Genomic DNA, 15568 nt, shown 5'->3' on the forward strand with positions numbered 1-15568 from the left:
CGTTTGTTCGGGCAGCCATCAGACAGGAGAATTTATGTCTCACTACGGTTTACAACAGCTTTATATCAACGGCACTTATGTCGATAGCACGGGTGACGATACGTTTGAGGCGATTAACCCCGCGAATGGCGACATCATTGCCCACATTCAGTCGGCCACTGCTGCTGATGTTGACCATGCGGTCAGTGCAGCAACCTCAGGGCAGAAGGTATGGGCGGCGATGACGGCGATGGAACGCTCGCGCATTTTACGTCGCGCCGTGGATATCCTGCGTGAGCGCAATGATGAACTCGCCTTGCTTGAAACGCACGATACTGGCAAGCCGCTCTCGGAAACCCGCACTGTTGATATCGTGACTGGCGCGGATGTTCTGGAGTACTACGCAGGGCTGATTCCTATGCTGGAAGGTCAGCAGATCCCCTTGCGTGATACCTCATTCGCCTACACCCGTCGTGAACCGCTTGGCGTGGTCGCGGGTATCGGTGCCTGGAACTACCCCATTCAGATCGCATTGTGGAAATCTGCCCCTGCGCTGGCGGCAGGCAATGCGATGATCTTCAAACCCAGTGAAGTCACGTCGCTCACCGCGCTGAAGCTGGCGGAAATCTATACCGAGGCTGGGCTGCCGGCTGGCGTATTCAACGTGCTGACGGGGACGGGAACGTCGGTTGGTCAGGCGCTGACCACGCATCCGGGTATTGCCAAAGTCTCTTTCACCGGTGGGATTGCCAGCGGGAAAACGGTAATGGCCAATGCAGCAGGTTCGACCCTGAAAGAGGTCACGATGGAGTTGGGTGGAAAATCGCCGCTGATCATTTTTGATGATGCCGATTTGGATAAGGCAGCGGATATCGCCATGATGGCGAATTTCTTCAGCTCAGGACAGGTGTGTACTAACGGTACTCGCGTCTTTATCCCGCAGGCATTGCAGGCACAGTTTGAGGAAAAAATTCTGGCGCGCGTTCAGCGCATCCGTATCGGTGACCCGACAGACGAGCAGGTGAATTTTGGTCCGCTGGTCAGCTTCCCCCACAGAGAATCCGTACTGCGCTATATCGAAAGCGGTAAGCGTGAAGGTGCCCGTGTGCTGGTGGGCGGCGAACCGATGACTGACGAGAAGTATGCACAAGGTGCATTCGTTGCCCCGACGGTGTTCACGGACTGCCGGGACGACATGAAGATTGTACGCGAGGAAATCTTTGGCCCGGTCATGAGTATTCTGACGTATCAGAATGAGGATGAGGTTATCCGCCGCGCTAATGAGAGCGAGTATGGGCTGGCGGCTGGCATCGTGACCTGCGATCTGAGTCGGGCACATCGGGTGATTCATCAGCTTGAGGCAGGAATTTGCTGGATCAACACCTGGGGTGAGTCTCCGGCTGAAATGCCTGTGGGCGGCTACAAACATTCAGGTGTCGGACGTGAAAACGGCATAACAACATTGGAACACTACACGCAAATTAAATCGGTACAGGTTGAACTGGGTGAATTCCGCTCGGTATTTTAAACGAAGGGGAGAAAGCCTAATGGAATATGATTACATCATTATCGGAGCCGGTTCGGCAGGAAATGTGCTGGCAACGCGTCTCACAGAAGAAAGCGACGTAAGCGTGCTGCTGCTCGAAGCGGGCGGCCCGGACTATCGTTTGGATTTTCGCACGCAAATGCCCGCCGCATTGGCTTTCCCATTGCAGGGGAAGCGCTATAACTGGGCTTATGAAACCGACCCAGAACCTCACATGAATAATCGCCGTATGGAATGTGGCCGCGGCAAAGGGCTGGGTGGTTCCTCGCTGATTAACGGCATGTGCTACATCCGTGGCAATGCGATGGATTTTGATAACTGGGCGACTATGCCGGGTCTGGAAGACTGGAGTTACCTTGACTGCCTGCCGTATTTCCGTAAAGCGGAAACGCGAGACGTGGGATCGAATGACTACCATGGCGCGAGCGGTCCTGTTTCAGTGACAACGCCGAAGATGGGAAACAACGAACTGTTTCACGCGATGGTTGAAGCGGGCGTACAGGCCGGATATCCGCGTACGGACGATCTTAACGGCTATCAGCAGGAAGGTTTTGGTCCGATGGATAGAACCGTCACGCCGAATGGGCGCCGAGCCAGTACCGCGAGAGGCTATTTGGATCAGGCAAAAGGCCGTAAAAATCTGACCATCGTGACGCATGCCTTAACTGACAAGATTCTCTTTGACGGAAAACGTGCCGTTGGCGTGGCTTACTTTAAAGGGGAAAGTGCGCAGACGGCGAAGGCACGCCGCGAGGTGCTGCTGTGTGCGGGCGCAATCGCCTCGCCGCAAATCTTGCAACGTTCTGGCGTGGGGCCGAAAGACTTGCTCCAGCGTCTCGATATTCCCGTGGTGCACGATTTGCCCGGCGTCGGTGAGAATCTGCAGGACCATCTGGAAATGTATTTGCAATATGCCTGCAAAGAACCGGTATCGCTGTATCCGGCGCTGCAGTGGTTTAACCAGCCAAAAATCGGCGCGGAATGGTTGTTCAATGGCACTGGTGTTGGGGCTAGCAACCAGTTCGAAGCGGGTGGCTTTATTCGCAGTCGGGATGAGTTCGCCTGGCCGAATATTCAGTACCACTTCTTGCCCGTCGCGATTAATTACAATGGCAGTAATGCGGTGAAAGAGCACGGATTTCAGGCGCACGTCGGCTCCATGCGTTCACTCAGCCGGGGGCGTGTACAGGTGCGATCCAAAGACGCCCGCGAGCACCCTAGCATCTTGTTCAACTATATGTCGACGGAGCAGGATTGGCAGGAGTTTCGCGATGCGATCCGCATTACGCGTGAAATCATGGCTCAGCCCGCACTGGATAAATACCGTGGGCGAGAGATCAGCCCTGGGCTGGAGGTTCAGACGGATGAGGAACTGGACGAGTTTATCCGCACTCATGCTGAGACAGCATTCCACCCCTCCTGTTCTTGTAAGATGGGAGAGGATGAGATGGCGGTGGTCGATGGGCAAGGCCGGGTTCACGGTATGGAAGGGCTACGCGTGGTGGATGCTTCCATCATGCCGCAGATTATTACCGGTAATCTGAACGCGACAACCATCATGATTGCCGAGAAAATTGCCGACCGAATCCGCCGGCGTCAGCCGCTGCCGCGCAGCAAAGCGCGCTACTATGTTTCTGGAAATACTCCAGTGAGAAAAGCGCCGCTGAAGTCGGTTTCGTGACGCTTCCTGCATAGCCAGATGGACCGCAGAGAAAGCGCGGTCCATACTTTTCATTGCTATACACAATCTGACAAACAAACGCCTTCCGCACCATTACTATGGGTGACAACACCATCAGTGATGTCACTTTTCCTTGAGGAATGAAAATGAATAATTGGCTGCAACAAATTCAGGGCTTATTGGGCTCCGGTAGCAAGCAGGGGAATCAGCATCAAGGGGGTAAAAACGGCAATTTGGGCGATATGCTAAAGCCTGCTGCGCTGGGCGGTTTGGCGGGCGTATTGTTATCGAATAAGTCTACGCGGAAAATCATGGGTTCATTGGGTAAAAATGCGTTGATCATTGGTGGCAGTGCGGCGGCGGGCGTGGTGTTGTGGAACCAGTATAAAAAACGTGTTCGCGATACGCATCAGGACGATCCGCAGTTTGGCACTCAGTCCTCGGGTGACAATATTCGTGCCCGTCGTCTGATTCAGGCTCTGGTTTTTGCTGCTAAAAGTGACGGCCATATTGATGCGACTGAGAAACAGCGTATTGATGAAAATATTCAGCAGCTGCAACTGGGCAGTGAAGCGCAGCGCTGGGTGCAGGAAGCCATAGAACAACCGCTTGATCCAATTTTGCTGGCGAAAGATGTGAAAAATGAGGAAGAGGCGCTTGAGGTCTACTTCTTGAGCTGCGCGGTCATTGATGTCGATCACTTCATGGAGAAAAGCTATCTGGATGCGTTAGCGACCGAATTGAAGATACCGCAAGATGTACGGCAGTCGATCACCAATGAACTGAAAAGTCCATCATAGTAGGGCGAGTGGTTTAAGCGATGGTGAGATAATGTCGGAGAAATAAACGGATAACGCGGGCGAAAGGTTTTTCGCCCGCAGTGCTATCTGATACTTAGAAAGCGCTGGTGTCTTTGAACAGACCGACTTTCAGTTCGTCAGCGGTATAGATCTGCTGACCGTCAACCAGTACTTCGCCATCAGCAATCCCCATCACCAAACGGCGATTGATCACGCGTTTGAAGTGAATGCGATAGGTTACTTTCTTCGCTGTTGGCAGCACTTGTCCGGTGAATTTAACTTCACCCACGCCGAGCGCGCGGCCTTTGCCTTCGCCACCCAGCCAACCCAGATAGAAGCCGACCAACTGCCACATGGCATCCAGACCGAGGCAACCTGGCATCACCGGATCGCCGATGAAATGGCAACCGAAGAACCATAGGTCAGGCGTGATATCCAATTCGGCTTCCACATAGCCTTTGCCATACTTACCGCCGTCTTCCGTCATTTTAACGACGCGGTCCATCATGAGCATGTTAGGGGCAGGCAACTGAGGGCCGTTCGGGCCGAACAGTTCGCCACGACTGGAGGCAAGGAGGTCTTCTTTTGTATAGGATTCGCGTTTATCTACCATGGTCTCTGTAAGCCTTGTTTTAATGAAGCACGCAGGTTAGCGTACACCTGTACGCTGGGCAAGTCTGTTGCGTCTGGTTGAACCAGTTGGTTTAACGGAAAAACCAAGGGAAACGTCTACGTTCTTGCGGTGTCAGTTGCCCAATTCGCTCACGAATGGCGGACAGCAGGTTTGGCTGCTGTTCATCGTCATAAGCGCAATTGGTCAATAATGACAACGCTTCCGGCGCAGTTTCTACCGGGAAAAGGTGGAATTTCCCTTCGCGTACCGCTTCAACGACATCTTCCTGTAAACAGAGATGGCGTAAATTAGCCGCAGGTAAAACCACTCCCTGTGTTCCCGTCAATCCACGACGCTGGCAGACCTCAAAGAAACCTTCAATTTTCTCATTCACGCCGCCAATGGGTTGCACGTTACCAAATTGATCGACGGAGCCGGTCACAGCGAACTGCTGATTGATTGGCCGCAAGGAGAGGGCGCTAACCAGCGCGCACAGCTCTGCCAGTGAGGCGCTGTCGCCATCAACTTCGCTGTACGACTGCTCAAAGACCATGGACGCCGAGAAAGGCAGCTGTTGATCAAGCTCCAGTTCCGTAATCAGGAACGCCTGCATAATCATCATACCCTTGGCGTGTAAATTGCCAGCAAGTTCGGCTTTGCGTTCAACGTCAGTGAACTCACCATCGCCAGCGTGAACCACACAGCTGATACGTGTCGGTTCGCCAAAGGCAACGGGATAGCCTGGGAATTCCAATACGGAAAGTCCATTAATCTGGCCGACGACTTCGCCTTCTGTTTCGATCAGGATCTGGCCTAATTCTATTTCATCCTGCATACGTTCACGAAGGTAGCCTTCACGCCATTGGCGAGCGGCAACGGCGTCAACCAGCGCCTGCTCCGTGATTTGGCCATCTCTGGCGTATAGCGACGCATATTTTAACTGACCGATTAGCCAGCGTGGGCATAATGGCAAATTACCCTGATCGCCGCTGTAGCGTATCGCAACGTTCACTAATGCCGGCCAGGCATCGGCGTCCAGCAACGGTAGTTGATTTTCGCTGCATAGTGCGTTGATGTAGGAACACCAGCGCGCCATGTCATCCGTTTCAATCAACTGCAATTGCGCTTCGAACTCGCCATAAATAGCGTGTTCGCCTAATTCCGGCTCCATATCATGAATATCTGCCAGACTTTCACGGTCACCGAGAATGATTAGGCGAATATCAAGTGGCATCGGTGGCACATCAACAGGAAGTGGCTTGCGCTCGTCTGGTGACTGCCAACGATAAATACCTTCAGCCATAATCTGCTTCAGACGCAGCCACATCAATGGCTGAGCCAGAAGCGTTCTGGCGGATAGGATCAACGTGCCGCCGTTGAGCTGATGAATCAGTCCTGGATGCAGCGTGATTTCATCGTGAAAACTGCGTACGCAGCCGAAGAGTTGTTCAGGTTCAATCCATTCCTGATAACCACAGAGCTCCTGCGCGGCAAAATTATCCGCAGGCTGCGTAGCGGGTTCGACCCGGATATGACGACCCTCAATGATATATTTACTGCCATGTATCGCCCCGGAGTCTGGCCTGATGGCGCTTAGCGCACGGGCGATCAATGCCATATATTCATCATTCTCTTGCGCTTTCAACAGCATAAAGCGGGAAGGGGAACGAGGGTGGCAAAAGAGCGTCAGGCTGTCTGCCAGACGCGACTGAATAGCGGAGAATTCAGCAGGAGCAAGCTGAGCTGCCTGAGTGAATAGCGTTTGATAAGGCGTATTATTGGGCAGTAAATGCTGCCATGAGAGTCGGTTACTGGTCAAAGTATCAATGTAATCGTCTGAAGGAAAAGCGTGATTATACAAGAATAATCTAGACTTCGCATAAGGAGAGTCATCTCTCCGTCATCTTTCATACGTTGAAGCTCAGACCAGGTTTGGCTAATCATCTTAAAAGCTGTCAGAAAGCCGCCAGAAAGCGGTCAAAATCAGGGAAAACTGTTATGCTGAAAGTCACGTTACGCGGTCACTGAAGAATTTAATATGAAATATCAACAACTAGAAAATCTTGAGTGCGGGTGGAAATGGAAATACCTGGTGAAGAAGCATCGGGAGGGAGAAGAGATTACGCGTTTTCTCGAGCAAAGTGCTGCGGATGACGCCGTACAGGCATTGCTTAAAATGGAAAATCAGCCGGTGAAAGTGTTGGAGTGGATTGCACAGTGTATGAATCCCTCTTTAGAAAACCGGATGAAGCAAACGATTCGTGCACGGCGTAAACGCCATTTCAACGCAGAGCACCAGCATACACGCAAGAAATCGATCGATCTGGAATACCTGGTCTGGCAGCGCCTTGCGGCTCTCGCTCAGAGACGTGGGGTGACCTTATCAGAAACGATTGTGCAGTTAATCGAAGATGCTGAGCACAAAGAAAAATATGCCAGCCAGATGTCGCTGCTTAAACAGGATCTTAAAGCCATTCTGAATAAAGACGAGACGTGATCGGTTTTTGCCATTTATCGCGCTGACAAACATGCATAAAAAACGCAGGGAGCGTTTTTCAACGTTGCGTACCAACGGCCCGAAGGGTGACAGACAAGGATGTTCTTCATAAAAAAAAACCTCGCCGAAGCGAGGTTTTTTTCGTTAATAACTTAAGCCTGAGGCTGAGTTACAACGTCTTTGATGCCTTTAACTTCGATCTCTACGCGACGATCCGGTGCCAAGCAGTCGATCAGCGCAGCACGAGGTTTCACGTTGTCACAGGTAGAACCGGTAACTGGTTGAGATTTACCCAGGCCACGAGCAGAGACTTTGTTCGCAGGGATACCTTTAGAAACCAGGTAATCAACTACGCTCTGTGCGCGTTTTTCAGACAGGCCTTGGTTGTATTGCTCTGAACCTAAACGGTCAGTGAAGCCCAGAACAACAACGGAACCGTCTTTTGGATCCAGAGAGCTCAGCTGGGTGTACAGTTGATCCAGTGATTGCTGGCCTTCTGCTTTCAGCGTTGCTTTGTTGAAGTTGAACAGGACGTCAGATTTCAGCGTGAAACGCTTGGTTTCAACAACTGGAGCCGGAGCTGGAGTTGGAGCCGGAGCAACAACTGGTGCTACGCGGTCATCCTGGCCGAAACGGTAAGACAGGCCAACACTCATCAGCATGTTGTCTGGACGGGCACCAACGGTACCAGCATCACCAATGTTGCTTACCCATTGGTAGTCAACACGTGCAGCCCAGTTTTTGTCGATAGCGTATTCAACACCAACTGCAGCCAGCGGAGAAACGCCAGTGTCGTCGTTGTTGATGTCGCCGCCGCCGATAGCCGCGTGGCTGTCTGCGCGCCATACCATACCACCCAGACGGCTATAAACGTCCAGATCAGGCAGAACTGGGTAGCTCAGTTTAGCAGCCAGTTGGATGCCCTGTGCTTTGAAGCTCGCGCTGTCTGCTGCGTTAGCAGTAGAACCTGCATACTTCATGCGGCCCAGCCAGTCGTAGCCCAGTTCAAAGCCCAGGTACGGGTTGGCTTGATAACCAACAAATGCACCAGCGCCTAACTTGCTTTTGATCGGGTTGTTATTGATACCAGTGTAACCATTGCCGTAGAAACCAGTATCGTGGAATTGAGACACACCCAGTTTACCACCGGTGTACCAGGTATTGTCTTTAGGAGCTGCTTGCGCGACGGTCGCGAAGCTAGCCAGTGCCACTGCAACTGCGATAGCTGTTTTTTTCATTTTACGCCTCATTATCATCCAAATCGGCAATTAACCCGGAGGGCTAATAAACCTTTGGTTAAAATCCTTTGGTCGGAGACTTTGCCCTTATTTATGACTCACTGTCAGTCAACTGACGTTATAAAAGAGCAACTCCAGCGAGTTAAAGTCTACAACGTGATGAGAAAGTTACAAGTATGATGTGATTTGCGTCATAAGAAAATCGCACGATTCATACATACTTGCTAACAAATAGTAGATGCTTTTGACAGATCTTACGCCTTTTAGCTGTATCAAATATATCCAAAAAGCCCGCAGAATACCGCTCTGCGGCGATCGATAAGACATATAACCTGAATAGGCTGAGAAAATTCTTAATTTACTTAATGATACAATGTCGAATGAATTTTAAGGCTAGGAAACAGTCTATAGGCGTCAGCGCCAGTACTTTCTAGCCGCATAATAAAGCCATACGTATTTCCTGCCTGTGCGGCGTGCCGTAACCGAACCTTCTCTTCTTCCGTCAATTCGTGCGGTAACCAGCATAAAACAGCGCTGTAATTCCCTGTCAGCAAGGCTCTTTCCATGGCATCAACGGTAAACAGCGGATTGATGTGGTGGAGTTGCACCATTTTATCCAACGGCAGCCCAGATTGCTGGACCCAAGGGCGGCTCAATTTTTGCTGCGGCGAAAGCCATAATAGCCAACGAGACTGCGTGCCTAGCTGCTGTAAGAGCGGTAATAACAGGTGTGTGACTATGGGCTGATCGGCGTTATACACGATTTCGCTGATAATTCCACCTGTGGCAACCGAGGGCTCCGCAGCGTGTTGATTTGCAGAAAATGATGACGGCTCGATGTTGTGAGAGCGGATTGATTGCGTACGCATAATGAGTTCTACCCATAGTGTTACTGTATGAACATACAGTATCTGCTGTGTGCGTGAAAATCAACCTGATTTTTTGAAAGCGCTTCGCATATTCCTTATGCAAGAGACAGTAAACACATTTACTGTTTGAAGCAGCATCGGGGCTGTGGTTAATTATTTGTTCCTGCTACAGATATTTTTAATTGTTCAGGACGAGATCATTTCAATACTAAGGATTATGGCAATGAAGCAATTATGCAAAAAAAGGATTTTGCAATCTCAGCAGTCTTTTTCATCTTTGGGGGACATCACTTCACGTTCCCAATTTGGTGGCTACAGCATCGCAGCAAATAAAACGATTTTTGGACTGGTGTCGGAAGGGGAGCTTTATCTTCGCGCCAGTAAGAAGGATGAAAAATATTTTCAGCAGCGTGATATGCCTAATCTGATTTATACCAAGCGCGGTATGCCCGTTCCGTTGAATTACTTTCTTGTCGATGAAGTATTATGGCAAGAATCTGAGCAGCTATTGTATTTCGCCCATCTGGCGTTGGGAGGGGCGCAGTATGATAAAGCAGTCAGAAGTACCAACGGGCGGTTAAAGGATCTTCCGAATCTTAACCACGATATCGAACGGCTGCTGTGGAAAGCAGGGATCAAGAATGTCGATGAATTACAGCATTATGGTGCGAAAAACAGCTATCTCGAGTTGCGGAAGGTTCGCGCTAATCTGAGTGTTAACGTGCTATTGGCGCTTGCTGGCGCCATTTGTGGTACACATCAGGCGGCACTCCCTCGCGGTATCCGCAATGAACTGTTGGAATGGTATAAAAGTAATGCGGTCTCCAAAGGGCCAAAGCACTAAGGGATGCGTCTGTTTCACTGTGTCATCATGTCATTTTTTAGCTGTACGAGTTCAGGTAAGAGACCGATCAACAGGCCGATTTGCTGAATAATTAATGATTCTTTACTGTCTGACTCGGGTGAGAGGGATTGAAGACTGGCGGTAATGGTTTTCAATCCCTGATTGATACGTAAACTTTCCTCTTCGCTACAGTGTAGCGCACCATCAACATGACAAACGGCATCATCCAGCAATTGCAGCGTTTCCGTTGAGGTAATTTTCCCGCGGTGTGCGCCGAGCGTCGAAATATAGCTTAGCAACGTATGATTCAGGCACATAAAGCGGAATGCGCTGTCCAGCTTGCTTCTGGTCGCATGAGGTTCTGAAGACATATTCGACACAACGGATGCCAGTTCGGCATCGCAGTTATGCGCATCGCGGCGGGCAATACGATAAGGCAGGCTATTATCTTTCCCCTCATAATATTGAACCATGATCGCATCAAGATAGCGGCAGTTAGCGTCCAGTGTCTTATTGATGACGGTTGGCAGAGCGCGAAAGCGCCAGTCCGGCCAAATAAAACTCACCGCCGCCCAGGCGATGGCACACCCAAGTAGCGTATCAATGATGCGTGGCACCGCAACGTCAAAGCCTTCACCCAACAGGTTGAAACAGAGCAGGACAAGCAGGGTAATAAACATGGTCGCGTGGGCGTACTGCACGTTGCGAAAGGCGAAAAATAGTACGCCGCTAATAACGATCAACGTGAGCTGTCCTTCCAGCGAAGGAACGAAGTACAGGATGGGTAAGCCGAGCAAAATACCGGTCAATGTCCCGATGATTCTCAACGTCAGTCGCCGCCGAGTGGCGTTGTAGTTGGGCTGACAAACAAACAGGCTGGTGAGCAGGATCCAGTAACCGTGTTGCAAGCCCGTTATCTGAATTAATGCGTAGCCGCTACAGAGCAGCACGGACATACGGATAGCATGACGAAACAGTGCTGACTGCGGCGTCAGGTGGCGACTAATACGTAAGCGGATGTCACTCCAGCCCGTGATTTTGTCGTCTGCCAGCGTGTTTTCCGGGTTGTTCTCTTGCTCAATGGCCTGTTCGGATTCGATAGTCGCTAGTTGGGCATCAATAGCGCGTAAATTATTTAATAGATAAGTGAGTGCCTTAATTTGCGAGGCATCCGCCATGTTGTTGGCAGCGATACGCGCAATAGCGGATTCAAGATGCACGAAAGCCCGCTCAATGCGGCCGTCATGCTGATATTTTTGGTGCAGCAGAATGGATTGCGACAGCTGTTGACAGGCTTTGGCCTGCCTACTCAGCAGGCGCTGAAAGCGAAATAGGACGTCGCTATAACGCAGTTTTTCACGCAATTGCGGATAGTAAACATGCGATGAACTGGCCCGTTCGTGAATATCCTGCGCGACGAAATAGTAGTGCAACGTTTGACGCGTTCCACGCTGGCCGCGATCGCCCCGCAAGCGTGTTAACAGCGATGACTTGGTCTGATTGAGTGTCGCAACTAGTTGGCTGTTTGCCATCGCGACGTCAATGAGGGGCTTGTCAGTTTCTTCCTCAATATCGGGATCGAAGAGGTTAGCTTTGGCATCCAGATAGCGTGCCAACTGCTGATAACACTGCGCGAGGTTGTCCTGCAACGGGCGGATGGGGAAAATCACATGGCCGAATAGCGTCAGCAGATTGTACCACGAGGCCCCGATCAGCAGCATGATGGGCTGCTGATACCAATTGTCGTAAAGGGATATGCCCAGCATGGTGTAAATCGCGATCAGCAATGCGCCGAATGCGATGGTTGCATAGCGTTGCCCTAATGCGCCGAGCAGAATAAAGCCGCAGGTCGATACCGCCAGACCAAGACCAAATAGCCAGGGGTGGGGGAAAAGCAGTTCGATCGAGACGGAAGCGACAAAAAAACAGGCCAGCGTAATGAACAAATTACGCAGACGCCCGGTGAGGCGATCGTCAAGGTCGGTGAGGGCGGCCGCGACGACGCCAAGTGTGACGGGGATTGTCGATGTTGGCTGACCCAGCCACCAGGGAACTGCCGCCGCACCACTCAGTGCAATAAAGATGCGAATGGTATACAGCCAACTGCTGTTATACACATAGCGGCGAATTCCTGAGGTGAAGGTGAGCAACGTAATATCCTTAGATGCCGTTAGCGAAAGTGGCGGCGGGCATTGTTTTCCCTGGCGGCCTGCGCCAGTTCTATGGAAACCACGCGACGCCCTACTGGCCACAGCGCGATGGCGGCAATTTTAAAATTGGCGATGCCAACAGGAATGCCAATGATCGTAATGCACTGTGCGATGCCTGTAATGATGTGCGACAGGCAAAGCCACCAGCCAAAGAAAATGAACCAGAAGATGTTCAGCAACGATCCGCCAGCGCTGAGAATGGCGCTCTTTTCATCTGGACGTAGCTCATCAACGTGGATCGCTTCATTACCATAAGGCAAGAGCGACAGCTTGGTGATTTCCCAGCATGAACGTGTTAGCGGTAAAGTAAAAATCAGTAGCACGCTGACGACTGTCGCCAGCAGCCAGGCTAGCGTGGTGAAAAAACCACCTAATACGAAATTAAGGATATTCAACACAGTACGCATAGTCTCTCCTGTACTTGTAAGGTAACCAGATAACGTCCCAAACTCGCTGATGGTAAAAGAATTATCACATTAAGCATCAGGATATCCTAACCTGTTTTTAAGGCTAGAGCGTGAAGTCCGATAACGGGTAAACTAGGGACAGATAAACGACAAAAAATGGACAAATAACCTCTCACATAGTCATGGCGCGAACATCATGGAACTGAAATCTACCTCGTTAGGTAAACATCTGGCCCAGCATCCTTACAATCGGGTGCGGTTACTGAATGCCGGTGTCGAAGTGAGTGGCGATAAACATCAATACCTGATCCCCTTTAATCAGTTGCTGAGTATTCATTGTAAAAGAGGGCTGGTGTGGGGAGAGCTGGAATTTGAATTGCCAGCCGGAAAAGTGGTGCGCCTGCACGGAACAGAGTGGCAGGAAACGCAGGCTTTTTACCGCCATCTTCTTAAATCCTGGCTCGACTGGAGTGAGGAGATGAGTCTGATCAGCGCTGAAGTTTTACAGCGCCAAACGGACAATATTCACACGCTGACGCAGCAGGACAAATGGTTTAGCCGTCAGGCTCTCACTACGTTGCAGAATGCCATTCGCGATTCTCTGGGGGCTTTGCCCCTGCCTGTTTCTCGTCTTGAGACTTTTGATAACTGCCGTGATAACTACTGGCACTGCTTACGCTGGCTTGAGCAAGGTGATGAGATGCGCACTGCGGTGAATCAGGCATGGATGGATCGCACACTGGTGGCAGAGCAGCCTTTCTTTGAAACGGTGGAGAGTTCGCCATTAAATGTGTCGCAGAGTAAAGCGGTGATCAATGGCGAAGAAGGCGTATTGGTACTGGCGGGCGCAGGCAGCGGAAAAACCTCCGTGCTGGTGGCCCGAGCGGCGTGGTTAATGCACCGACAAGAGGCCACGCCCGAGCAAATTTTGCTGCTGGCATTTGGTCGTAAAGCGGCAGAAGAGATGAACGATCGCATTCGGGAGCGGCTTCATACGGATGAGATTCAGGCTAAGACGTTCCATGCGCTGGCATTGCACATTATTCAGCAGGCTAGCCGCAAGGCCCCGATGATAAGCCAACTGGAAAGCGATGCGAAACAGCGTCGCGAACTGCTGGTTTCTCACTGGCAGCAGCAGTGTGCAGAGAAAAAAACGCAGGCTAACGGGTGGCGACGCTGGTTAGCGGAAGAGCTGGAATGGGATGTACCAGAAGGTGATTTCTGGAACGATCCGAAGCTGGCGGGGCGGTTGGCCGGGCGACTTGAGCGCTGGCTGGGATTGATGCGTATGCATGGTGGCAGCCAGAGTGAAATGATTGAGCAGGCACCAGAATCCATTCGGACAGACTTTCAGCAACGCATTCGCCTGATGGCACCGCTGTTGAAAGCCTGGAAAAAAGCGCTTAAGGACGAGAACGCCGTCGACTTCTCTGGCCTTATCCATCAGGCCGTGAACTTGCTGGATAAAGGGCGCTTTGTCAGCCCTTGGAAGCACATTCTGGTGGACGAATTTCAGGATATTTCGCCACAGCGTGCGAGCTTACTTGCAGCACTGCGTCGACAAAATAGCCGTACCTGTCTTTTTGCCGTCGGGGATGATTGGCAGGCAATTTACCGTTTTAGCGGTGCTGAGCTGGCGTTGACGACGGCATTTGAACAGCATTTCGGCGTAGGCGAGCAATGCGCGCTGGATACGACCTATCGCTTTAATGAACGCATTGGTGAAATCGCCAACACCTTCATACAGCAAAACCCGTATCAGTTGAAGAAACCGCTTAATAGCCTGAGTAAGGGAGATAAAAAAGCGGTGACTATTCTGCCTCAGGAGCAGCTTGAGCCACTTCTGGATAAACTGAGCGGTTTTGTGAAAGCTGATGAACGCATTCTCGTGCTTGCGCGTTATCACCATTTACGCCCGGCGATTTTGGAAAAGGCTGCAACCAAATGGCCGAATTTGCACATTGATTTCATGACGGTGCATGCCAGTAAAGGGCAGCAGGCGGAATATGTCATTATCGTAGGTATGCATGAAGGGAAGGACGGCTTCCCAGCGCCGGCAAGAGAGTCGGTGATTGAGGCGGTGCTGTTACCTGAACCGGAGGACTTCCCCGATGCGGAAGAGCGACGTTTGCTCTATGTGGCGTTGACGAGGGCGAAACATCGCGTGTGGTTGCTACAGGATGTGGCGAATCCATCGGTGTTTATTGAACATCTTCATCGTTTAGGTGTACCGACGCAGCGTAAGCCGGGATAACGAAAAGAGAAAAGTAGAACAGAAGAGACCAGCGTCGACAACGTAGTACGCCGCTGGTCCATTGTGATGTACTGATATTATTTCAGACGATCTTGCAAGTAGCGCTGATAATCAGGAATGGCAATTTGAACGGATTCTTTAAATAGCGCTGAGTTAATCAGGAAATCCGCCGTTGCCCGGTTGGTAGCAACAGGAATGTTCCAGACTGTAGCCAGTCTCAGCAGCGCCTTCACATCGGGATCGTGTGGTACGGCGTTAAGCGGATCCCAAAAGAAGATCATTAAATCGATTTTCCCTTCGGAAATGAGTGCGCCAACCTGCTGGTCACCCCCCATCGGTCCACTTAGCATGCTTTTTACGGGCAGGCCCGTGTTCAACTGAATCAGGTTGCCGGTGGTTCCGGTAGCGTAAAGCGTGTGCTCTGTGAGCTGTTGTTTATTCGTACCAACCCAATCCAGCAAAGATTGTTTACAGTGGTCGTGCGCGACCAGCGCGATATGTTTTTGCGCGGGGATGGTACGGGTGGTGAACTCCATGGTTACGTCCTTCAATCTGGTGTAGTAAAGCTGACGCTAGGGTACAGACAGATTACGGAAACGTAGTTTCAGTGCAAAGCGATAAAAGCAGGAA

General features: G+C 51.1%; 13 protein-coding genes. 6 read left to right on the forward strand and 7 right to left on the reverse strand.

Features of this window, described 5'->3' with window-relative positions; translation table 11 throughout:
* Positions 1 to 34 precede the first annotated feature (34 nt).
* From betB to ACIPUG_RS13835, 3 genes are all read left to right on the forward strand, one after another.
* A complete protein-coding gene (gene betB, locus ACIPUG_RS13825; RefSeq protein ID WP_400338793.1) occupies positions 35 to 1507 on the forward strand; it encodes a betaine-aldehyde dehydrogenase in 1473 nt (490 codons plus the stop codon).
* A 19-nt stretch (positions 1508 to 1526) separates the two neighbouring features.
* A complete protein-coding gene (gene betA, locus ACIPUG_RS13830; RefSeq protein ID WP_119871415.1) occupies positions 1527 to 3206 on the forward strand; it encodes a choline dehydrogenase in 1680 nt (559 codons plus the stop codon).
* Between the two features lie 146 nt (positions 3207 to 3352).
* Entirely contained in the window at positions 3353 to 4006 is a 654-nt protein-coding gene (locus tag ACIPUG_RS13835) for a tellurite resistance TerB family protein (RefSeq protein WP_010275999.1), read from the forward strand.
* A gap of 94 nt (positions 4007 to 4100) precedes the next feature.
* Here the strand turns inward: ACIPUG_RS13835 and fabA are convergent, their stop codons facing one another.
* The gene (gene fabA / locus ACIPUG_RS13840) at positions 4101 to 4619 is read right to left on the reverse strand and encodes a bifunctional 3-hydroxydecanoyl-ACP dehydratase/trans-2-decenoyl-ACP isomerase (RefSeq protein ID WP_014915875.1); all 519 of its coding nucleotides are present in this window, start codon (positions 4617 to 4619) and stop codon (positions 4101 to 4103) included.
* 91 nt (positions 4620 to 4710) lie between these two features.
* Complete coding sequence (locus ACIPUG_RS13845; protein WP_014915874.1) at positions 4711 to 6480, reverse strand: Lon protease family protein; 1770 nt, start codon at positions 6478 to 6480, stop codon at positions 4711 to 4713.
* 177 nt (positions 6481 to 6657) lie between these two features.
* On the opposite strand from ACIPUG_RS13845, the gene matP reads away from it, so the two are divergent.
* Positions 6658 to 7116, forward strand: coding sequence for a macrodomain Ter protein MatP (gene matP / locus ACIPUG_RS13850; protein ID WP_014915873.1), 459 nt, complete (start codon positions 6658 to 6660; stop codon positions 7114 to 7116).
* 152 nt (positions 7117 to 7268) lie between these two features.
* Here matP and ompA read toward each other — a convergent pair whose 3' ends face one another.
* On the reverse strand, positions 7269 to 8354 hold the full coding sequence (gene ompA, locus ACIPUG_RS13855) for a porin OmpA (RefSeq protein ID WP_039520081.1): 1086 nt from the start codon (positions 8352 to 8354) through the stop codon (positions 7269 to 7271).
* Between the two features lie 362 nt (positions 8355 to 8716).
* A complete protein-coding gene (gene sulA, locus ACIPUG_RS13860; protein WP_400338796.1) occupies positions 8717 to 9223 on the reverse strand; it encodes an SOS-induced cell division inhibitor SulA in 507 nt (168 codons plus the stop codon).
* A 223-nt stretch (positions 9224 to 9446) separates the two neighbouring features.
* Here sulA and ACIPUG_RS13865 point away from each other — a divergent pair, with 223 nt between their 5' ends.
* Entirely contained in the window at positions 9447 to 10067 is a 621-nt protein-coding gene (locus ACIPUG_RS13865; protein WP_180773602.1) for a TfoX/Sxy family DNA transformation protein, read from the forward strand.
* A 14-nt stretch (positions 10068 to 10081) separates the two neighbouring features.
* On the opposite strand, the gene yccS is transcribed toward ACIPUG_RS13865, so the two are convergent.
* Together yccS and ACIPUG_RS13875 are read right to left on the reverse strand one after the other, a co-directional pair.
* A complete protein-coding gene (gene yccS, locus ACIPUG_RS13870) occupies positions 10082 to 12217 on the reverse strand; it encodes a YccS family putative transporter (protein ID WP_400338799.1) in 2136 nt (711 codons plus the stop codon).
* Positions 12218 to 12237: 20 nt separating this feature from the next.
* Positions 12238 to 12684 (reverse strand): YccF domain-containing protein, encoded by a 447-nt coding sequence (locus ACIPUG_RS13875; RefSeq protein ID WP_400338801.1) that lies wholly within the window; start codon positions 12682 to 12684, stop codon positions 12238 to 12240.
* Positions 12685 to 12880: 196 nt separating this feature from the next.
* Here ACIPUG_RS13875 and helD point away from each other — a divergent pair, with 196 nt between their 5' ends.
* Positions 12881 to 14938 carry a DNA helicase IV gene (gene helD, locus ACIPUG_RS13880; protein ID WP_400338804.1) on the forward strand — a complete coding sequence of 686 codons (2058 nt, stop codon included), beginning with the start codon at positions 12881 to 12883 and terminating at the stop codon, positions 14936 to 14938.
* A gap of 77 nt (positions 14939 to 15015) precedes the next feature.
* Here helD and ACIPUG_RS13885 read toward each other — a convergent pair whose 3' ends face one another.
* Positions 15016 to 15474 (reverse strand): methylglyoxal synthase, encoded by a 459-nt coding sequence (locus tag ACIPUG_RS13885; RefSeq protein WP_014915868.1) that lies wholly within the window; start codon positions 15472 to 15474, stop codon positions 15016 to 15018.
* Positions 15475 to 15568: the final 94 nt, after the last annotated feature.

Origin of the sequence: Pectobacterium sp. CHL-2024 (genome assembly GCF_044751765.1) — a bacterium.
GTDB classification, from domain to species: Bacteria; Pseudomonadota; Gammaproteobacteria; order Enterobacterales; family Enterobacteriaceae; genus Pectobacterium; species Pectobacterium brasiliense.